This window comes from Micromonospora tulbaghiae (genome assembly GCF_900091605.1).
Classification (GTDB): domain Bacteria; phylum Actinomycetota; class Actinomycetes; order Mycobacteriales; family Micromonosporaceae; genus Micromonospora; species Micromonospora tulbaghiae.
Genome location: NZ_FMCQ01000001.1, coordinates 473,303 through 491,774 on the forward strand (window position 1 = coordinate 473,303; position 18,472 = coordinate 491,774).

At 73.3% G+C, this 18,472-nt stretch carries 19 protein-coding genes and 1 tRNA gene; 7 read left to right on the plus strand and 13 right to left on the minus strand.

Annotated features, from left to right (window positions below; genetic code table 11):
- Positions 1–29: 29 nt before the first annotated feature.
- Both GA0070562_RS02270 and GA0070562_RS02275 read right to left on the minus strand, forming a co-directional pair.
- On the minus strand, positions 30–2,924 hold the full coding sequence (locus GA0070562_RS02270; RefSeq protein ID WP_175438596.1) for an ATP-binding protein: 2,895 nt from the start codon (positions 2,922–2,924) through the stop codon (positions 30–32).
- A gap of 21 nt (positions 2,925–2,945) precedes the next feature.
- Positions 2,946–3,932 (minus strand): hypothetical protein, encoded by a 987-nt coding sequence (locus GA0070562_RS02275; RefSeq protein WP_091414268.1) that lies wholly within the window; start codon positions 3,930–3,932, stop codon positions 2,946–2,948.
- Positions 3,933–4,225: 293 nt separating this feature from the next.
- Between GA0070562_RS02275 and GA0070562_RS02280 the strand changes: the two genes are divergently transcribed.
- Complete coding sequence (locus GA0070562_RS02280) at positions 4,226–4,417, plus strand: hypothetical protein (RefSeq protein WP_091414270.1); 192 nt, start codon at positions 4,226–4,228, stop codon at positions 4,415–4,417.
- A 515-nt stretch (positions 4,418–4,932) separates the two neighbouring features.
- Here the strand turns inward: GA0070562_RS02280 and GA0070562_RS02290 are convergent.
- A tRNA-Lys gene (locus GA0070562_RS02290) sits at positions 4,933–5,004 on the minus strand.
- Between the two features lie 131 nt (positions 5,005–5,135).
- Here GA0070562_RS02290 and GA0070562_RS02295 point away from each other — a divergent pair.
- On the plus strand, positions 5,136–6,314 hold the full coding sequence (locus GA0070562_RS02295) for a sensor histidine kinase (RefSeq protein ID WP_091414273.1): 1,179 nt from the start codon (positions 5,136–5,138) through the stop codon (positions 6,312–6,314).
- Complete coding sequence (locus tag GA0070562_RS02300; protein ID WP_091414275.1) at positions 6,311–6,973, plus strand: response regulator; 663 nt, start codon at positions 6,311–6,313, stop codon at positions 6,971–6,973. The genes GA0070562_RS02295 and GA0070562_RS02300 overlap by 4 nt, the downstream gene beginning before the upstream one ends.
- A 121-nt stretch (positions 6,974–7,094) precedes the next feature.
- On the opposite strand, the gene GA0070562_RS02305 is transcribed toward GA0070562_RS02300, so the two are convergent.
- Positions 7,095–7,478, minus strand: a complete 384-nt coding sequence (locus GA0070562_RS02305) for a DUF6223 family protein (protein WP_091414277.1) — start codon at positions 7,476–7,478, stop codon at positions 7,095–7,097.
- Between the two features lie 183 nt (positions 7,479–7,661).
- Between GA0070562_RS02305 and GA0070562_RS02310 the strand changes: the two genes are divergently transcribed.
- Both GA0070562_RS02310 and GA0070562_RS02315 read left to right on the plus strand, forming a co-directional pair.
- On the plus strand, positions 7,662–7,961 hold the full coding sequence (locus GA0070562_RS02310; RefSeq protein ID WP_091416062.1) for a hypothetical protein: 300 nt from the start codon (positions 7,662–7,664) through the stop codon (positions 7,959–7,961).
- 36 nt (positions 7,962–7,997) lie between these two features.
- Positions 7,998–9,080 carry an NAD-dependent epimerase/dehydratase family protein gene (locus tag GA0070562_RS02315; protein ID WP_091414279.1) on the plus strand — a complete coding sequence of 361 codons (1,083 nt, stop codon included), beginning with the start codon at positions 7,998–8,000 and terminating at the stop codon, positions 9,078–9,080.
- A 163-nt stretch (positions 9,081–9,243) separates the two neighbouring features.
- Here GA0070562_RS02315 and GA0070562_RS02320 read toward each other — a convergent pair whose 3' ends face one another.
- The 5 genes from GA0070562_RS02320 to GA0070562_RS02340 form a co-directional block, all read right to left on the minus strand.
- Positions 9,244–10,389 carry a hypothetical protein gene (locus tag GA0070562_RS02320; RefSeq protein ID WP_091416065.1) on the minus strand — a complete coding sequence of 382 codons (1,146 nt, stop codon included), beginning with the start codon at positions 10,387–10,389 and terminating at the stop codon, positions 9,244–9,246.
- Positions 10,390–10,548: 159 nt separating this feature from the next.
- The gene (locus tag GA0070562_RS02325; protein ID WP_091414281.1) at positions 10,549–11,298 is read right to left on the minus strand and encodes a ZIP family metal transporter; all 750 of its coding nucleotides are present in this window, start codon (positions 11,296–11,298) and stop codon (positions 10,549–10,551) included.
- 39 nt (positions 11,299–11,337) lie between these two features.
- On the minus strand, positions 11,338–12,537 hold the full coding sequence (locus GA0070562_RS02330) for a GNAT family N-acetyltransferase (RefSeq protein ID WP_091414283.1): 1,200 nt from the start codon (positions 12,535–12,537) through the stop codon (positions 11,338–11,340).
- Positions 12,538–12,589: 52 nt separating this feature from the next.
- The gene (locus GA0070562_RS02335) at positions 12,590–13,309 is read right to left on the minus strand and encodes a PP2C family protein-serine/threonine phosphatase (protein ID WP_091414285.1); all 720 of its coding nucleotides are present in this window, start codon (positions 13,307–13,309) and stop codon (positions 12,590–12,592) included.
- Positions 13,310–13,402: 93 nt separating this feature from the next.
- Positions 13,403–13,966 carry an XRE family transcriptional regulator gene (locus GA0070562_RS02340; protein WP_091414287.1) on the minus strand — a complete coding sequence of 188 codons (564 nt, stop codon included), beginning with the start codon at positions 13,964–13,966 and terminating at the stop codon, positions 13,403–13,405.
- Between the two features lie 57 nt (positions 13,967–14,023).
- Between GA0070562_RS02340 and GA0070562_RS02345 the strand changes: the two genes are divergently transcribed.
- The gene (locus tag GA0070562_RS02345) at positions 14,024–15,226 is read left to right on the plus strand and encodes a benzoate/H(+) symporter BenE family transporter (RefSeq protein WP_091414289.1); all 1,203 of its coding nucleotides are present in this window, start codon (positions 14,024–14,026) and stop codon (positions 15,224–15,226) included.
- 4 nt (positions 15,227–15,230) lie between these two features.
- Here GA0070562_RS02345 and GA0070562_RS02350 read toward each other — a convergent pair whose 3' ends face one another.
- The 4 genes from GA0070562_RS02350 to GA0070562_RS02365 form a co-directional block, all read right to left on the minus strand.
- The gene (locus GA0070562_RS02350) at positions 15,231–15,596 is read right to left on the minus strand and encodes a hypothetical protein (protein WP_091414291.1); all 366 of its coding nucleotides are present in this window, start codon (positions 15,594–15,596) and stop codon (positions 15,231–15,233) included.
- Between the two features lie 29 nt (positions 15,597–15,625).
- Positions 15,626–15,874, minus strand: a complete 249-nt coding sequence (locus GA0070562_RS02355) for a hypothetical protein (RefSeq protein WP_091414293.1) — start codon at positions 15,872–15,874, stop codon at positions 15,626–15,628.
- Positions 15,875–15,952: 78 nt separating this feature from the next.
- A complete protein-coding gene (gene mscL / locus GA0070562_RS02360; RefSeq protein ID WP_091414295.1) occupies positions 15,953–16,423 on the minus strand; it encodes a large conductance mechanosensitive channel protein MscL in 471 nt (156 codons plus the stop codon).
- 40 nt (positions 16,424–16,463) lie between these two features.
- Entirely contained in the window at positions 16,464–17,147 is a 684-nt protein-coding gene (locus GA0070562_RS02365; RefSeq protein ID WP_091414297.1) for a FadR/GntR family transcriptional regulator, read from the minus strand.
- A 49-nt stretch (positions 17,148–17,196) separates the two neighbouring features.
- On the opposite strand from GA0070562_RS02365, the gene GA0070562_RS02370 reads away from it, so the two are divergent.
- On the plus strand, positions 17,197–18,465 hold the full coding sequence (locus GA0070562_RS02370) for an MFS transporter (RefSeq protein ID WP_091414299.1): 1,269 nt from the start codon (positions 17,197–17,199) through the stop codon (positions 18,463–18,465).
- The last annotated feature ends 7 nt before the right edge of the window (positions 18,466–18,472 follow it).

Sequence of the window (18,472 nt, forward strand, 5' to 3'; positions counted from 1 at the left end):
CCGTCACTGACGGACAAGCGCGAGCGTGATCAGTCGAAGAGCCCTTCGCGGCGGGCGAGGGCGATCGCCTCCACGGCGCTGTGCACGCCGAGTTTCGCGTACACCCGTCCGAGCTGCTTGTCGACGGTCCGCTTCGCCACGCCGCGGGCGTGTGCGATACGGACCGCGTCCTTGCCTTCGTATCGAAGGCGAAGGGTGTCCAGTTCCGCCTGGGTGAGCTCGAAGGGGCGCCGGGCCGGTGCCGGACGGTCGGCCAGGTCGAGTCCGATCTTGGCGGCGAGCTGCCGCACCCGCTCGCACAGGGGTGTGGCACCGAGCGTCTTCGCCGCCAGGTAGGCGTTGCGCGCCGGTTCGCGGGCAGCCTTCGGATCGGCGGCCGCGAGCGCCAACGCCTGTCGCCAGTGGGCGTAGGCGGCCGGGTAGGGCCGGTCGAGTCGGGCCCAGCCGCGCGCAACCCGCTTCCAGTCGGTGGCGGTGTCCGCGCCTCGGATTCGCAGGCGTTCGGCCTTGCAGAGCAGCACGAGTTGGTCGATCTCGTCGTTCGCCGGCTGTCGGCGGGCGTCCGACGCGAGAAGGGCGATCCGGTCGCCGTCGGCCGCTGCGCCGTCCGGATCGACCGTCGCACGGTCGGCCGCGCAGCGCATCCCCACCGCGCAGAGTCGCAGCAGCTCCAGCGCGTTCTCGGCCCCACGCACCGCCGTGACGCCCCGAAGCACCTCGTCGACCGCCCGCGCGAGATCGTTCTCGGCGAGTGCCAACTCCGCTCGGACTCCGTGCAGCGGGCCCAGGAACCGCGGGTCCTCGCCGTGCTCCACGTTCTCGATCGAAGTGAGCAACTCGCGCGCCCGGTGGAGGTCGCCACGTGCCACTTTGATCTCGGCGAGCGTGAGGCGCGGATAGAGGCTCTCCGCGGGCAGCCGGTCCAGGGTCACCTCGATGATGATCTTCTCGGCGTCGTCCCACTCACCCAGCAGCACGAGAGCCGCGCTCGAATTGTTGGCCAGCACGGCCCCCTGCCGCGTGCCGGCCAGGTCGAGCCGACGGGCCTCGTCCAACGCCACCATCGTCACCTCGGCCGATTCCCGCAGGCGCCCGGTGTGCTCCAGGACCAGACCCAGGTTTCCGTAGGCCCGGAAGAGATCCTCGATGTGATTGGCCGACCTGGCGATCTCGATGGACCGGCGTAGCCGCACCTCGCCCTCCGGATCGCCGAGCATGCCGAGGGCCAGGCCGGAGATGTTGAGGGCCCGCCCCCGGACGGCTTCATCCTCGACCGCGGTCGCCATGGTCAACGCCTCGTCCGCGGTCCTGCGGCCCTCCTGGTAGTGCCCGGCCTGCAGGTGGGCGAGCGCGATTCCGGCCAGGACCCGAGCCTTCACGGCCGAGGGACGACTGTCGGCCAGCAGCGTGGCCGCCTCGCGGAACACCTCACCGGACTCGGCTCGCCGGCCGGCCTCCCACAGGTAGGTGGCGCGTCGCTCGTGCATCTCGCCCAGCCGATCGGGGTCGCCGTCGTGGTCGGGTGCGTCGATGGCCTCCTCCACGAGTTCCAGGGCTCGGTCGACCCGCCCGGACCAGCGGGCCGCATCGGCCGCCTCGGCGAGCAGCTGCGAGCGGGGCACACCGGCTCGGGCCTGCGGATCGTCGACCCGGTGCCACAACCGCAGGGCCCGATCGAACTGCACCTCGGCCGACGAGAACGCCAACGTCCGGGCTGCTGCCCGGCCGGCCTGCACGGCGTACGTGAGCGCCTGCGGCCAGGCGCCCGCCTGATACCAGTGGCTGGCCTGTTCGGCTGCGGCAGAGCCGTCGATCAGTGACAGCCGGGGGTCGGCTGCCAACGCCTCGGCCATCGCGGTGTGCAGGTCGACCTGGGTGTCCCGGACCGTCTCCTGGTAGACCACCTCGCGCAGCAAGGCGTGCCGGAAGCTGTAGCTGTCCTCCTGGCCGGCAACGAGCATCTGCTGGTCGAAGCACTCCTGCAACGCGTCCCGCAACGTCTCGGCCGGCAACCCGCTCACGGTCCGCAACAGCCGCCGGCTCATCGCCCGGCCGGCCACCGCCGCGACCCGTAGCACCTTGAGAGCTTCCTCGGTCAGCCCACCCAGGCGGCCGAGCATCACCGAGCGGATGTCCGGCGGTAGCTGGACGTCTTCGTCCCGGCCGGCCAGGGCGCCGGCGGCCATCAACTGCTCCGCGTAGAAGGGGATGCCGTCGGACCAGCGCAGGCAGCGCTCCACGAGCCGTGGATCGACGCGCCCAGGGCTGCCCGCCGCGACGAGACGGCGCATCTCCTCCAGAGTGAAGGCCGGTAGCTCGAAGCGCTCGGTGCGGCGTAGGAACGTCGTGCCGGCCAGCAGTTGCCACAGCGGGTCGCCGCGTCGGGGGTTGGCGCGGTAGCTGCACACGAAGAGCAGCCGACGGCCGTCCGGGGACGCCTGGGCGAGATGCCGCACCAGGTCGAGCGTCGAAGGGTCGGCCCAGTGCAGGTCCTCCACGATGAGTACGACCGGGGCCTCCGCCCCGATGTGGTCGAGCATCCGGCGGACCGCCAGGAAGACCTGCTGGGGCGTGTGCATGGAGTCGCCCTCGAGATCGAAGAAGGCGGTCAGCTTCCGGTACGCCGGGCCGCCGAGTTCCGCGGCCTCCGGGTCGCCGTGCTCCCGGCCGAACGTCTCCAACGCTTCGAGCAGTGGGGCGTACGGCATCGGGTCGCCGAAATGCTCCTCACACGCGCCGGCCAGCACATGGGCACCACGTTCTCGTGCCTCGCGTGCGAACGCGGCCATGAGCCGACTCTTGCCGACTCCCGGCTCTCCGCCGATCAGCACCGTACGGGCTGTGCCCTGCCCCGCCTCGGACAGGCGGCGTCGTAACGTGTTCAACTCGTGGTCGCGGCCGACGAACACCGGCTCCTCGGGCACGTACACCATCCCTGCTCGAAGCTATCGGCTGCGCCCGATATCGATGATATCCAGTACCGTGGCGACGATCCGGTCCAGTTCGCTGCTGTCACGCAACACCCGCTCCAGACGGTCGTCGTATGCCCGGCCCAGGTGGCCGCCGCTCACGTCCGCGCCGAACACCGTGTCGATCACCTCGGCCACCACGGTCGCGGCCGCCTCACCCCGGGCAAGGCGGACCCGGATGAGTTGGACGGCACCGTCAGCGAGCGCGGTGAGTAATCGCTCGTTCTCGGCCTCGGCATCCACCGGGACGTCGCCCCGATCGTCGAGAAGCGCCGACGAGGCGAGCGGAGCCTGCTTGTGGCCGAGCGGCCCCTCGACGTACTGCTCGTACCACTGCGGGCGACTGCTCATGGCGTGCAGGACGGTCCGGATGTCGGTCTGCAGGTCCGTCTCCCCATACGTCGACCAGCCGCCGTGTCGCTCGCAGCGCCGTACCACCCAGCTTTCGGTGGGCCACAGTTCGTAGCCGGCGGTGGCCGGCGTACCCGCCCAGACGAGGATCTGAGTCGCCAGGTCGAGCAGCCACGGCTCACCACCCAGTTCCTTGGCCAGCCAGGCCGGTACGCGGGGACGCTGCAGCGCTCCGTGCTCACCGCGGCGCCGTCGGTGGGCATCGACAGTGGCCGGGATCAGGCGGCTGGCGATCCAGCCCTCCAGATTCTCTATCCGCGCGCTCGCCTTCCGGGCAACGTCGTCGACCACGGCCTCGACGTCGTTCTCGAACCGGTCCAGGCACTCGGCCGCGAGGTGCCGCACCGAGGCGGCGCAGTTGACATGTCCCCGGCGCAGCTCGATCTTGCGGGTGAGTCGCTGATACACGACCGGCCAGGCGATGGAGTACGTGGCACCGGTGAGTTGCGACCGGCGCGGGCCCGAGGCACCCGCGATCGTGGTGGCCAGCAAACCCTGGCGCGCCAGATCCCGGACCTCGTCGACGCCGTCGGTGTGGGGCGATCCGAGCACCGCACCCTCCTCAGAGTGGACCAACGAAGGTGACTCACCTTGGACCAAGGAATTGCGTACGGTGAACGGCGGGATGAATCGTTTCAGTCGCCGGTCAGTCGAGGCGATGCGCGGCTCAGAGGTCGGGTTATCACCGATTGGTCCACAACGGAGGGTCGACAGGGCGATAGATCCGGATGAACGTCGTAGTCCGAAAGCATGACCCTGTCTTGATCGGAAACGGCCTGCCGGTGGGAGCGGATTGCGGGCATGCTGGCGGTGGGCTCGACTCGACGGCCGACAGGAGCGCACCCATGGACGAGGATCCGACCTCCGCCGAGCTGCGCGAATACCTCACGTCGGAGCTGCGCGAGGCGGGCGCGGCAGCCGTTCGCGCCGGTGCGGATCCGGACGCCGTGACCGCTGATCTGAAAGAGCGGCTCCGGCGGATCAACGAGATGCTGGCCGCTGCGGAAGAACCCACCCGTCCAGACCCGGTCGACTGACCGAGGCACTCACCGGCGCTCGAGTCGGCAATCGGTCAGTGGCGAGACTGTCTGGTCAGGGCGCACCTGCCGAAGAAGGTCCGTCTGCCGAAGGCCGTCTGGCGGCTCCTGCGCCGGGGTGCTGCCGAGAGGTCGAGTGCGCACCGGGTCGGTGCCGAGCTGCTGCACCCCGAGACGAACACGGCCGCCTCGGCCACCACCCTGCCGCTGCCCAACATCTGCCACCGTGGTCCTCGGCCGCCGCCGTGCCGCCCGGACCGCAGCCCGAGATGCCGTCGGCTCGGCCTGGCAGCCTTCCGACCTGATCTTCGCCACCCGCTACGGTCAGCCGGTTGAGCTACGGAACTTCAACCGCTCCTGGGGCCGGCGCTGGGAGGCGGCGGGAGTCCGACGGATCACCGTGCGGGATGCCCGGCGGACCTGTGCCTCGCTCCTGGCCGGCCTCGACGTGCATCCCCGGGTGTCCAGTTCGCCAACGGTCTGCAGCGGTACCGGCACACTGACCCGCGGAATAGTGGGCCGCCAGGGACTCGAACCCTGAACCTATGGATTAAAAGTCCACAGCTCTGCCATTGAGCTAGCGGCCCGCACGCCACAGGTTACCCGAAGCCGATCAGCCCGGCGTGCGTCGCGCACCGACCCTCCGGACCACGCTCCGGCACCACACGACGCCGCCTCGGGGCCCTCCGCTGCGTCCGCGGACCGCTACGCTTCGGCAATGTCGAGCTGGCGCCGGCACGGCCTCGAAGCGGAAGCCGCAGTGGTGCCTGCCGTCGCCCTGGTGGCCCTCCTCGGCCTGTTCGTGCAGTCGGAGGGCATCGACACCACCGCCGAGCTCGTGGCGCTGCTGGCCGTCGTGGCCTCCTCTGCCGCGCTCTACCTACGCCGGCGATACCCGGTGACGGTGGGCGCAGTGGCGCTGGCCGCGGTCGCCGCGTACGGGGCTCTGCTGCACCGCCCTGGGCCGATCATGCTGGTGTTCGTCGTGGCGCTGTACACGGTCGTCGACGAGGGGCACCTCGCGGTCGCGGTGGGGCTGGGCCTGGCCTCTGTCGTCTCTTTCGCCGTCGCCGACAGCTACACCCGGACCGGTGTCAGTGGGAACGGCGCGACGCTGCTGCACGCCGGGTGGCTCGTAGCGGTCATCGTCGGCGTGACCCGTAACCGGCGGGCCTATCTCGCCGAGGTGCAGGCCCGGGTGCTCGCCGCGGAACAGCGCAAGGAGGAGGAGGCCCGCCACCGGGCCACCGAGGAGCGGCTGCGGATCGCCCGCGAGCTGCACGACCTTCTCGGCCACCATCTCTCGCTGATCAGCGTGCAGGCGAGCGCCGCGTTGCACCGGCCCGATCCGGAGCGGTCCGCGGAGGCACTCGCCGTGATCAAGCAGACGAGCCGGGAGACGCTGCGCGAGCTGCGGGCGGCGCTCGGCGTGCTCCGGCAGGAGGGTACGACGCCGAGCCACCCCGCGCCCGGTCTGGACCGCCTCGACGAGCTGGTCACGACGGCCGGGCGGCGCGGGCTGACGGTCCGTACCAAGGTGACGGAGACCGGGCCGCTTCCACCGGAGGTGGATCTGTCCGCGTACCGGATCGTCCAGGAGGCGCTCACCAACGTGAGCCGTCACGCGGGCGCGAGCACGGCGGTGGTCCGGGTCGTGCCGGACGGCGACGAGGTGCTGGTGGAGGTGGCCGACGACGGCGCCGGTCCCACGGGCCCGCCCGACGCACCGCCGGGCAACGGGATCCTCGGCATGGGCGAGCGTGCCCGCGCGCTGGGCGGCTCGCTCACCACCGGGCCCGGGCCGGACGGCGGCTTCCTGGTGCGCGCCCGCCTCCCGCTGCGGCCCGCACCGCTGCCGGTCCCGGCGCCACGCGCGGAACGGGGGGAGACGACATGATCCGGCTGCTGCTCGCCGACGACCAGACCCTGGTACGCGCCGGCTTCCGCTCCATCCTCGACGGCGAGGACGGCATCGAGGTGGTCGGCGAGGCCGCCGACGGCGCCACTGCGGTACGGCTGGCGCGGGAACTGCGGCCGGACGTCGTCCTCATGGACATCCGGATGCCGCTGCTGGACGGCCTGGCCGCCACCCGGGAGATCGTCGCCGGCACCGACGCCCGGGTGATCATCCTGACCACCTTCGACCTGGACGACTACGTCTACGGCGCGTTGCGGGCCGGTGCGAGCGGCTTCCTGGTCAAGGACACCGAGCCGGCGGAGCTGATCCACGGCGTACGGGTGGTGGCCCGGGGCGACGCGTTGATCGCCCCGGCCGTCACCCGCCGGTTGATCGCCGAGTTCGCCGCCCGGACCCGGCACCCGGACCCGGGCCCCCGCCTGAGCGCGCTGACCGAGCGGGAACGGGAGGTGCTCGCCCTGGTCGCCGCCGGCCTGTCCAACGACGAGATCGCGGCCCGGCTGGTGCTGAGCCCGGCCACCGCGAAGACGCACGTCAGTCGGATCATGACCAAGACGCGGGTACGGGACCGGGCCCAGCTTGTGGTGCTCGCGTACGAGTCAGGGCTCACCGTCCCCGGCTGGCTCACCGCCTCCTGACCGGGCCGCCGGGACGGAACGAGCCGCCGGGACGGAACGAGCCGCCGGGACGGAACGAGCCGCCGGGACGGAACGAGCGGCCGGGCGGAACCGGCGCGCCGGGACAGGACGAGCGACCGGGTCAGGCGGTACGCCGGGAACGTGCCAGCGCCAGCCCGCCCAGCACCGCCCCGATCAGCCCGAACGCCACACCGGCGACCGCACCTGCGCGTCCCTGACCGCTGCCGAGGCCCTCGGTGGTGAGCGCCAGATGCCACACGCTGAGGACGAGGCTGACCAGTCCGGCCGCTACGGCCACCAGCGCCTGGACCCGCCCCTCGCCCGGCCCGCGGCGGGAGCGGCTGAGTGCCAGCCCGCCGACGATCACGCTGGCCAGGCCCAACAGGGCGATGACAGTGGCGCCGGCCCGCCCGGAGCCGCCGATGCCCCCGGCGGCGAGCGAGGTGTGCGCGGCCGGGGCGAACTCTCCGACGACTGTGGTGGCGAGCAGGTGACGGATGGACATTCGGGGACTCCCTCGGGTCGCGGCAATTGGTGACGGCGGCAGCGTATGGACGCGCATCGCCGCCGGTCGTCGCCCCGGAGTCGTCGACCGGGCTACCACCACGGGAGTACGCGCTCCGCCCGCGTACCCCAGGGGTTGTCGTTGTCAGGCGTGAACGGCGGCGGCCGGGGAACCTGGGCGACCATGCGAGTCACGACCACCGCCGCCGTGGCGGCGTCCCGGGAGGTGCCGGGCGACGACGGCGTACGGCGGCCCGGCGGTGAGGTGCACGCCTGGCTGCCGGGGCAGAACCAGACGCTGTGCGGGCTGCCGCTGAGCCGGACCCGGCTGCGCCGCTTCCCGCACGTGCCGTTCGACTACTCCGGCACCGACGTGCTCACCGAGACAGACCCGGAGAGCTGGCTCTGCCCGCGCTGCCTGGCCGCCACCGCGGGTCGCCGCGAACGGGAGAAGGGCTGGGTGCGCACGAACCCCCGTCCGTGAGCGGTTGCTGCCCGGTTCAGCGGGTACGGCACGACCATGCGCATCGTGATCGTGGGGGCGACCGGCAACGTGGGGACGGCAGTGCTGCGCCGGCTGCGGCGGGAGGCGGGCGCCGAGCTGGTCGGCGTGGCCCGCCGGCTGCCCGGGCCGGACGCCGGTGAACCGTACGACGACGTCGAGTGGCACTCCTGCGACATCGGCGCGCCGGGCGCCGCCGACCAGCTCGTGCGGATCTTCGCCGGGGCGCGGGCGGTCGTGCACCTCGCCTGGCAGATCCAGCCCAGCCACGACCGGCGCACGCTCTACCGGACCAACGTCGGCGGCAGCCGCGCGGTGATCGAGGCCGCCGTCCGGGTCGGCGTTCCGGCCCTGGTGTACGCCTCGTCGGTCGGCACCTACGCGCCCGGCCCGAAGAACCAGCCGGTCAGCGAGAACTGGCCGGCGACCGGGGTGGAGACGTCGTCGTACAGCCAGGACAAGGCGGAGGTGGAGGCACTGCTGGACGGCGTGCAGCGGGAACACCCGAACCTGCGCGTGGTACGGCTGCGCCCGGGACTGATCTTCCAGCGCGAGGCCGGTACGGAGATCAGCCGCTACTTCCTCGGCCCGCTGGTGCCGGTGCGCCTGCTGCGGTACGGCCGGATTCCGCTCGTGCCGTCGAACAAGCGACTCCGGATGCAGGCGGTGCACGCCGACGACGTGGCCGACGCGTACGCCCGGGCGGTCGTGGGGGATGCGAGCGGCGCCTTCAACGTGGCGGCCGACCCGGTGCTGACGCCGGAACTGGTGGCCCGGCACTTCCACGGCTGGACGGTGCCGGTGGCGACGCCGGTGCTGCGCGCCGCGGCGGCGGTGACCTGGCGGGCGCGGCTGCAACCGGTCGACACCGGCTGGGTCGACCTGGCGCTGAACGTGCCGCTGATGTCGAGCCACCGTGCCGAGACCGAACTCGGCTGGACGCCGGCCGTCGACACGGTGACCGCCCTGAAGGAGCTGTTCGCCGGCATGGCCACGAGAGCGGGCACCGACTCGCCGCCGCTGTCCCCGGACCCGGCGCTGCCCGGCCGACCCGCCGCTCTGACCAGAGGCCACCTCCCCGGCCACCCCAACCCCTACTGACCCCCCGCCCTTCCCGCGCCTCGCCCTTCCCCGCCTCGCCCTGTTGATCAAGGAGTTTGTGTCCCTCCCAGAGATCGACTAGGACGCAAACTCCTTGATCACAAAGTCAAGGGGGGTACGCGCGAGGTGAGGCCGGCAGCGCGGGCGGGAAGAGGCCGGGTCGTCAGGAGATCTGGGCGCCCAGGAAGAAGATGCCGGGGTGGCCCTTTGTCTCGAAGCCTCGGCTGGGGTTTCTCCGCAGGGTGCTGCTGTCGATGTTCAGGGTGCCGGTGCGGTTGTTGCTGACGAAGAAGATCGCGCCGCCGCCCTCGTTCGCGCTGTTGTCCTCGATCACCGTGCCGGCGATCCGCACCGCGAACTCGTTGCCGTCGCAGTAGATCGCGCCGCCACTACCGCCGCCCGGCGTGCCGCCCCGGGCCGGGTTCGCGCCGGTGCCGACCGCCCGGTTGTCCCGGAAGACGCTGTTCAGCACCGTCCAGGAGACGCCGATGCTGCTCAGCGCCCCACCGTTGGCGCACACCCCGCCGGTGAAGGTGCTGCTCACCACGTACACCGGTTTGTTCTCGAACTGGCTGAGCACGCGCAGCGCCGCGCCGCCGAGGTCCGGCCCGGTGCGGTCGCAGCGGTTGTCGACGAACCGTGAGTTGATCACGGCGAACCGCCCGCCCCGGACGAAGATCGCGCCGCCCCCACCGCCCTCGGTGCGATCGCCCGTGGCGTCCCCGTCGACGAACGTCAGGTTCTGCACGGTGAGCCGCGGGTGGTCCTGGTTCTGGCAGTGCGAGGTGGTGAAGCCCTGCGCCTTGTCGCAGGTGTTCATGTAGAGGATGCGGCGCTTGCCGCCACCGCTCAGCGTGACCTTGCCGCCGCCGTCCAGCACGACGCGCGGGCCGTGCGAGTTCACCACCTTGGCGGTGGCCTTCATGGTGATGGTCACCGGCGCGGGCCCGCAGTCGAACGTGATGACGCCGCCGGCCGCGACGGCCTTCACCACCGCCTCCGAGGTGCAGCTCGCCGGGGTGCCGCTGCCGACGGTACGGGTCGGCCGCGAGGTGTCCACCGGACGCGCCTCGGCCGGCACGCTCGCCCGGCCCTGGGGGTTGCCGGCGCTGAATGCCACGGTGGCGGGGGTTGGGCGCGGCCGGGCGCTACCCAGTCCGGCACGCCCGCTCGGGGTGGGCGACGGCGCGGCTGCCGCACTGGCCGACGAGCCGGCGTCGGCGGCGGGCGCGAGGGCGGGATCGTCGCCGCAGGCGGGCAGCGTCGCCGTCGCCAGGGCGAGGACGAGCAGTGTGACAGCCGACTTCACGCGCACCGCCCGATGCTAGGAGGACCGGCCGCCCCGGCACGACTCCACAGGCGATCCTTAACCCACCGCTAAGCCGCAGCCGCAGCCGCAGCCCGCAGCCGGAGCCGGAGTCGGCGGCCGCGCGGCGGCAGGCAGCACCCTCGGCACCGCGTGCGACGGTCAGGCGTGCGAGAGCGCGAACGCGACCAGGAAACCGAGGACGGTGATCAGCCCGACGAGCAGGTGCGCGTCCGCGAACGCCTCCGGGACCATGGTGTCGGTGATCATCGCCAGGATCGCGCCGGCGGCGAGCGCGGTGATCGTCGCCAGCACCTCGGGCGGTGCGCCGCCGAGCAGCGTGTACCCGGCCAGCGACGCCGCCCCGGAGATCAACGCGATGGCCGTCCACAGCCCGAACACGTAGCGCCGGGTACGCCCGGCCTGCCGCATCCCGGCCGCGCTGGAGAGCCCTTCCGGCACGTTGCTGAGGAACACCGCGATGACAGTGACCAGGCTGACCGGGCCGCCGGCCAGCAGGCTCGCGCCGATCACCACCGATTCGGGTACGCCGTCGAGCAGCGCGCCGACAGCGATGGCCGAACCGGAGCCGGGCTGTTCCCGCTCGGAGGGCTGCTCGTCGCCGGAACGTTTGCGGTGCCGCGCGCCGTGCCGGGCCAGCAGCACGTTCGCCCCGGTGTACAGCAGCGCGCCGGCCGCCGCGCCGATCGCCACCGGCAGCAGCCCGCCCTGCTCGTGCGCTTCGTCGATCAGCTCGAACGAGACGGCGGACAGCAGCACGCCCGCCCCGAACGCCATCACCGAGGCGGTCACCCGGCGCGGTACGCGCGCGAAGAACCCGACGGCCGCCCCGATCAGCAGGGCCGACCCGGCGAGCAGGCCCCAGAATCCCGCTTCCAGCCACTCCGGCACGCGCTGGACCCTACCCCCGGATCCGCGCCGCCAACCGGGTCAGAAGTCGGCGAACAGGTGCGGCAACTCGCGGGGGAACAGGCGGCGCAGCTCACCGGCCGCGTCCACCGGCACCTCACCCAGCCCGCGTACGACCACCTCGGCCGGGTCGAGCACGCCGTACGCCAGGGCGGACAGCCCGGCGGCGGTGAGCCGCGCGACCGGAACGCTGCCCCCGGCGGCGGTCTGCGCGGGCAGCACCGCGAGCTTGCCGGTGGTGCCGTCGAGCAGGTGGCGACCGGCGAGCCAGCGGTCACCGACCAGCTCGATGAGCACCCGGCCGACCCCGACCGGCTGCTCGGCCAGCGCGTCCAGGCTGAGCAGCCGGGCCATCGGCGCGGTCGGGTCGGGCCGGGCCACCCGCGCCTCCACCTGCACGTCGAGGTCGGTGAGCCACAGCTCGGGCAGCTCTTCGGGGGTCACCTGGACGCTGATCCGGGCCACCTGGTCGACGTGCCGGGCGAAGAACTGGAGCACCGACGCGCGGGCGTACGCGTCGTCGACCAGCAGGTCGTCGACGAACAGCGTGCCGGCGTGGTCGTCGATGCGGTAGGTCACAGCGCCGACCGTCTCGCCGCCGCGCACCACGCTGACCAGCCAGCGGTCGTCCCGGTCGCGCAGCCCGACCGCCCGGAAGTCGGGGAAGACCGCGAAGCCGTGGCGCTCGCGCAGGCACCGCTCGGTGTACGCGCGCCACCGCGCGTACCCAGCGCCGATCCGCTCCCAGGCCAGCTCGTCCGGCAGCTCGGCCCGCAGCAGCGGCGCCAGGTCCGCCGGGTTGAAGATCGCGGTACGCCGCCGGGGCAGCCCGATGTAGCCGAAGCGCTCGTAGAACGAGGCGCGGAACGGGTGCAGCGCGGTGAGCTGGTGCCCCTCGTCGCGCATGCCGTCGAGGAGCTGCTGCATCAGCGTCCGGACGTGGCCGCGCCGGCGGGCCAGCGGATGGGTGGCCACGCCCGCGACACCGGCCATCGGCAGCACCGCGCCGCGCAGGTTCTGCCGCATGGGGATCGCCGAGGCCGCCGCCGCGGTGATCCCGTCCTCCTCGGCCACGAGCGTCGTGTTCCCCGCGTTGTACGGCAGGTAGGCGCGGAACTGGTCGGTCCGGGGGGCCGCCATCGGCGAGGCCTCGAAGGCGTACGCCTGGAGCGGGAAGCTGGTGGTCAGCCGTTCATCGGCGGCCAGCCGGCGGATGTGCATCCGTTCATCCCAACCGCACCGGGCGCGGTCCGCAACCGGAAAGGACGCCCGCTCACGCCTCGGTGACGTCCGAGATGACCACTGTCACGTTGTCCGGCGCGCCGGCCTGGTGGGCCAGTTTCACCAGTTGCTCGCCGCACTGCTGGCGGTCGCCGTAGGTGGCGAGCGCCGCCGCGATGGCGGCGTCCTCCACGTAGTCGGAGAGGCCGTCGCTGCACAGCAGCAGCCGGTCGCCGGCGAACACGGTGAGCGCCCCGACGGCGGGTGGCGCGTCGGAGCCCTGCACCGCGCGGGTGACGAGCGAGCGCTGCGGGTGGTGCCGGGCCTGGTCGCGGGAGAGCGCGCCCTGGTCGACGAGCGCCTGCACGAACGTGTCGTCGCGGGTGAGCTGGGTCAGCTCGTGGTCGCGCAGCAGGTAGCAGCGGGAGTCGCCGACCTGGGCCAGGACCAGGGTGTCGCCGGCGAGCAGGGCGGTGGTGAGCGTCGTGCCCATGCCGTCGCGGGCCGGGTCCACCGTGATGGCCGCGCGGATGCGCTGGTTCGCGGTGCTCACGACGGCGCGCAGCGCGTCGGCCGCCTCGTCGGCGCCGGTGGGCGGCGTCAGCTCGTCGAGGATCCGGATGACGATCTCGCTGGCCACCTCGCCGGCGGGGAGCCCGCCCATGCCGTCGGCCACCGCCACGAGGCGGTCACCGGCGAGGGCGGAGTCCTCGTTGTTGGTCCGGACGAGGCCGACGTCGTTGAGGATGGCCGAGCGGAGGATGAGCGTCATGAGGACAAGCTTGCCAAGAAGAACGGCTCCGCGTCTGCACGCGCTGGCGGGTCTGCTGAAAGAAATGTCATCAGCTTGCATCCTGGGTATGCGTCAACTGTCCAGTGTGGATGGACGAGGATAGCGCAGCAGGAGGCTCGCGTGGACCTCCTCCTCGCCCACGGCCGCGTAGGTGTGCGGCACGTCGGAGGTCCACCGCAGGTAGCCCCCCGGGCCGGCGGTCAGCGGGGCGTCGGCCGGGCCGGCGCGGAGTACGCCGGAGAAGACCGTCACGTGTTCGGTCACGCCGCCGGAGTGGGCGGGGGAGAGCTGCGCCGGGCCCGGACTGACCCACATCCGGTACAGCTCGTAGGTCGCCTCCCGGTCGCCGAACACCTCCAGCAGGGTGGCCCCGACCGCGGCCCCGCGTACGGTCGGCGCCTCGCCGGGGGCGGAGAGCACGGCGGTCAGCGGTACGCCGAGCTGCGCGGTGATCGCGTACAGGGTCTCCAGCCGGGGGTTGCGCACACCGTTCTCCAGGCCGGAGAGCGTGGCCTTGCCGACGCCTGCGAGGCGGGCCAGTTCGGACAGGGAGAGGCCCCGCTCGGTGCGGAGCGAGCGGATGCGCCGGCCGACCTCCCGGGCGCCCCGGTCATCGGCTGGTGCGGCGGCTGTCATGGGGCTATGGTGCTACACCGTGCCGTTCCGTAAACGGAACGGTCGGAGGAGGAGGGCATGGGCGGTCGGCTCCAACCCGTTCTGGCCGGCGTGGTGACCGCCCTGGTCGGCTTCGCCAGCTCGTTCACAGTCGTCCTGGCCGGGCTGCGCGCGGTCGGCGCCGAACCGGACCAGGCCGCCTCCGGCCTGCTCGCGCTCTGCGTCGCCAGCGGCGCCTGCGCGGTCTGGCTCGGCCTGCGGCACCGGCTGCCGCTCGCCATCGCCTGGTCCACGCCGGGCGCGGCGCTGCTCGTGGCCACCGGGCCGGTCCCCGGCGGCTGGCCTGCCGCGGTCGGCGCCTTCCTGCTCACCGGGCTGCTGATCGTCGCGGCCGGGCTGATCCCCGCACTCGGTCGCGCGGTCGCCGCGATCCCCGCCCCGATCGCCTCCGCCATGCTCGCCGGGGTGCTGCTGCCGCTGTGTACGGCGCCGGTACGCGCCCTGGTCGAGGTGCCCCGGCTGGCCGGGCCGGTGGTGCTGGTCTGGCTGCTGCTGCACCGGTTCGCCCGCCGCTGGGCGGTGCCGGGCGCGCTCGCCGTCGCAGTGGTCGTGATCGCGCTGACCACGTCCGGGCCCGCCCGGCTGGACGCCGCGCCGGTCGTCGCGTTCACCGCGCCGGCCTGGACGCTGCCCGCCGTCGTCGGGCTCGCGCTGCCGCTGTTCCTGGTCACCATGGCAGCGCAGAACGTGCCCGGCACCGCGGTGCTCGCCAGGTACGGCTACCGGGCCCCACTGGGCTCGGCGCTGCGGGTGACCGGGCTCGCCACCACCCTCGGCGCACCGGCGGGCGCGCACGCGGTGAACCTCGCCGCGATCACCGCCGCGCTCGCCGCCGGCCCGGACGCCCACCCGGACCCGGAACGGCGCTGGATCGCCTCGGTCACCGCCGGGATCGGCCTGGCCCTGCTCGGCCTGGGCGCCGGTGTGGCCACCGCCCTGGTGCTGCTCTCCCCGCCGGTGCTGGTCGAGGCCGTCGCCGGGCTCGCCCTGCTCGGCGCGCTCGCCGGCGCGGTCACGGCAGCGGTCGCCCAGCCGGACGCGCGGGAGGCGGCCGTGGTGACGTTCGTGGTCACCGCCTCCGGGGTGAGCCTGCTCGGGGTGGGCGGCGCGTTCTGGGGGCTGGTCGCGGGCTGGCTGATGCTGCTGCTGTTCCGCCGCCGGGCCGCACCCGCGCCGGTCGAGCCGGATCCCGTCCCGTCCGTTCCCGCCCGGACCGGATGACCCGTCACTCCTCGGCGGGAAGCTCCGCGGCCGGGACGGTGAGGCGTACCGCGCCGTCGTTCACCGCGGCGATCCGGTCGGCGAGCACGTAGACCGCGCCGGTGCGGACCAGTTCGGTGGAGACCTTGAGGTAGCCGTCGCGCAGCAGCCGGGCGGCCAGGTCGGCCGGTACGTCCGGCTCCTCGTCCGCGGCCGACTCGATCAGCTCGTCCAGGCTGCTGCCCGGGTCGACCGGGGCGGGCGCCTGCACGGTCACCGCGGCCGGGTCGCCGCGCTGCACGAGATCGACTGTGCCCACCTCGACGCCTGCGGAGTCGACCACCCGCATGCCGGTGGTGACCCGGGAGACGGTGTCCTGCTGCTGGCTCATGCAGCAGCGGTTCCCGGGCCACGCGGGCGCTAAACGGTGGGGGCCCAGCCGCCCGGCGGCCGGGGGGACAGCTCGCGCCAGGTGTCGGTGCCGTCCAGCAGCGCCCGGACCGTATCCTCGGCCTCCTCGACGCTGGCGTGCTCGTAGAACCGGGAGACCCCCTCGGCGCCGCCGGCCCGCTGCTCCACGTGCCAGCGGTCGCCGTCGACCCGGAGGAAGACGTCACGCCGGGCGAGCCGTCCCCATTTCCCGTTCCACCAGTGCCTGCGCTGCTCCATGCCCGGGACTCTATCGAACATGTGTTCGATACACGTCGGCCCCCGCGGGATTCCCGCGAGGGCCGATCGGTTATGGCGTCAGCGCGGCGCGGGCGGCTCCTGCCGGCGGCCGAGCACGTCGTCCAGGGCGCTGCGCTGGCCCGGCGTGCCGTGGTTGCCGGCGAGCAGCGCGTCCCGGATCTCGGTGAGCAGCTTGACCTCCTCGCTCGGGGCGGAGGGCGGCGGCTCCTCGCCGCGCTTGCGCCGCTCGGCGAGCCGGTTCATCGGGTAGACGACCAGGAAGTACAGCGCCGCCGCGGTGAGCGCGAACGTGATCGCCGCGTTGACGAACGCCACCCAGTCGAAGTCGACGCCGCGGAAGGACGGTGTCGAGCCGCCGATCCCGTCCTTGCTGCCGGTGATCAACACGATGACCACGCGTACCAGCGGTTCCAGGAACGACTTGGTGAGCTGGGTCACCACGCCTGTGAAAGCCGCGCCGATGACGACACCGACCGCCAGGTCGACGACGTTGCCGCGCATGATGAAGTCTTTGAAGCCCTTGAGCATCCGTACTCCCGTGCCCTGATGAGTCTGCGTCGGGGACAACCTATGCCCCGGCGGGCCCTTCGAGAAAAGCACCGGCCTCGATCGCCGCCCGCTGCGGGTCGCCGGCCCGGATCGCCTCGACCAACCGGTCGTGGTCCACGTACCGCTCGGGGGTCAGTGTCTCGCCCATCGCCTGGGCCACGGTGCTGCGCAGCGCGGCGCCGACCGAGGCGTACAGCTCGGCGAGCATGGCGTTGTGCGCGGCCGCCACCACGACCGTGTGCAGCGCGGCGTCCGCCTCGACGAACTCGTCCACCCGGCCGGATCGCCACGCGGCCTCGCGGACCGCGAGCGCGCCGTCGAGCGCCGCCAGGTCCTCGGGGGTACGCCTCAGCGCGGCGAGCCGGGCGGCCTCCACCTCGAACGCGCGCCGGACCTCGATCACCTCGGTCATCCGGTCGTCGGTGAGCCGGCGGGCCACCACCGGCGCCAGCTCGTCGGTCGACACCACGTAGGTGCCGGAGCCCTGCCGGCACTCCAGCACCCCGGCGTGCACGAGCGCCCGGACCGCCTCGCGGACCGTGTTGCGCCCCACACCGAGGGCGGCGACCAGCTGCGGCTCGGTGGGGATGCGCCCGCCCACCGGCCACTCGCCGCCGAGGATGCGCTCCCGCAGCTGTTCGATGGTCTGGCGGACCCGGTGACCGCGCGGCGGCACGGCGACGGAATCCACGGCGGGTGTCACGGGTTACACCTCGTGCCGAAATTCATCCCATGATTGTAGGTTCGAGGTCATGACTCCGCCACCTGCGCCCGCCGCGACAGTCCCCGCCCCGGGCGTCGCATCCGCGGGCACTCCCACCCCGGCGCCGCGCGCGGTGCGGGGTGGCCTGCTCGTCCTGGCCGGGATGCTGCTGGTCGCGCTGAACCTGCGGGCGGCGGTGACCAGCCTCGGCGCGCTGCTCGACGAGATCCGGGTCGGGCTGGGGCTGTCCGGCGCGATGGCCGGCCTGGTCACCACGCTGCCCACCATCGCGTTCGCCGGGCTGGGCGCGCTCACCCCGTGGCTGGTCCGCCGCTGGGCCGCGCCGCGGGTGCTGGTGCTGGCCATGCTGGCGCTCACCGTCGGGCAGGTGCTGCGCGCGGCCACCGGCTCGGCGGCGATCTTCGTGCTCACCAGCGCGCTCGCCCTGGCCGGCATCGCGGTGGCGAACATCCTGCTGCCGATGCTCGTCAAGCAGCACTTCCCGCACCGCACCGGACTGGTCACCGGGGCGTACACGATGGCCCTGACGGTGGGCACGACGGTGGCTGCCGCCTCCGCCGTGCCGGTGGCGCACGCGTTCGGCTCCTGGCGGGCCGGGCTCGGCATCTGGGCCGGGCTGGCCGCGCTGGCCGTACTCCCGTGGGTGCCGCTGGCGCTGCGGGCCCGCGCCGCGCGACGGGCCTCGCCCCCGGCGGTGGCCGTCGCCACCCCGGCGCGGGTGCGGCCGGGCCGGACCCGGCTCGGCTGGGCCATGGCGGTCTACTTCGGGGCGCAGTCGCTCAGCGGGTACGCGATCATGGGCTGGCTGGCCCAGCTCTTCCGGGACGCCGGATACCGGCCGGAGGCGGCCGGGCTGCTGCTCGCCGGCGTGACCGCGCTGGGCGTGCCGGTGGCGCTGATGATGCCGGCGCTGGCCGGCCGGCTGGCCACGCTCCGGCCGCTGGTGCTGTCACTGACCGTGTTCTCCGCCGCCGCGTACACCGGTCTGGCGCTGGCCCCGCGCGGCCTGGCGCCGCTGTGGGTGCTGCTGCTGGCGCTCGGCCAGGGCGCGTTCCCGCTCATCCTGACCACGATCGGGCTGCGCGCCCGGACCGCCGAGGGCACCGTGGCGTTGTCCGCGTTCGCGCAGAGCACCGGGTACGTGATCGCGGCGCTCGGGCCGCTGCTGGTGGGCATCCTCTACGAGGCGACCGGTGGCTGGACCGCACCGATCGGCTTCCTGCTGGTGGCGCTGGCCGTGCAGACGACCGCGGGCATGGTGATCGCCCGTCCCCGCTACATCGAGGACGAGCGCTGAGCGGGAC

What these genes read in the sequence shown, in the direction of transcription:
- GA0070562_RS02280 (WP_091414270.1), top strand. Translation starts at nt 4,226, where the DNA reads ATGGACGAGGATCCGACCTCCGCCGAGCTGCGCGAATACCTCACGTCG.
- GA0070562_RS02295 (WP_091414273.1), top strand. Translation starts at nt 5,136, where the DNA reads ATGTCGAGCTGGCGCCGGCACGGCCTCGAAGCGGAAGCCGCAGTGGTG.
- GA0070562_RS02300 (WP_091414275.1), top strand. Translation starts at nt 6,311, where the DNA reads ATGATCCGGCTGCTGCTCGCCGACGACCAGACCCTGGTACGCGCCGGC.
- GA0070562_RS02305 (WP_091414277.1), bottom strand. Translation starts at nt 7,478, where the DNA reads ATGTCCATCCGTCACCTGCTCGCCACCACAGTCGTCGGAGAGTTCGCC.
- GA0070562_RS02310 (WP_091416062.1), top strand. Translation starts at nt 7,662, where the DNA reads ATGCGAGTCACGACCACCGCCGCCGTGGCGGCGTCCCGGGAGGTGCCG.
- GA0070562_RS02315 (WP_091414279.1), top strand. Translation starts at nt 7,998, where the DNA reads ATGCGCATCGTGATCGTGGGGGCGACCGGCAACGTGGGGACGGCAGTG.
- GA0070562_RS02330 (WP_091414283.1), bottom strand. Translation starts at nt 12,537, where the DNA reads ATGCACATCCGCCGGCTGGCCGCCGATGAACGGCTGACCACCAGCTTC.
- GA0070562_RS02335 (WP_091414285.1), bottom strand. Translation starts at nt 13,309, where the DNA reads ATGACGCTCATCCTCCGCTCGGCCATCCTCAACGACGTCGGCCTCGTC.
- GA0070562_RS02340 (WP_091414287.1), bottom strand. Translation starts at nt 13,966, where the DNA reads ATGACAGCCGCCGCACCAGCCGATGACCGGGGCGCCCGGGAGGTCGGC.
- GA0070562_RS02345 (WP_091414289.1), top strand. Translation starts at nt 14,024, where the DNA reads ATGGGCGGTCGGCTCCAACCCGTTCTGGCCGGCGTGGTGACCGCCCTG.
- GA0070562_RS02350 (WP_091414291.1), bottom strand. Translation starts at nt 15,596, where the DNA reads ATGAGCCAGCAGCAGGACACCGTCTCCCGGGTCACCACCGGCATGCGG.
- GA0070562_RS02355 (WP_091414293.1), bottom strand. Translation starts at nt 15,874, where the DNA reads ATGGAGCAGCGCAGGCACTGGTGGAACGGGAAATGGGGACGGCTCGCC.
- mscL (WP_091414295.1), bottom strand. Translation starts at nt 16,423, where the DNA reads ATGCTCAAGGGCTTCAAAGACTTCATCATGCGCGGCAACGTCGTCGAC.
- GA0070562_RS02370 (WP_091414299.1), top strand. Translation starts at nt 17,197, where the DNA reads ATGACTCCGCCACCTGCGCCCGCCGCGACAGTCCCCGCCCCGGGCGTC.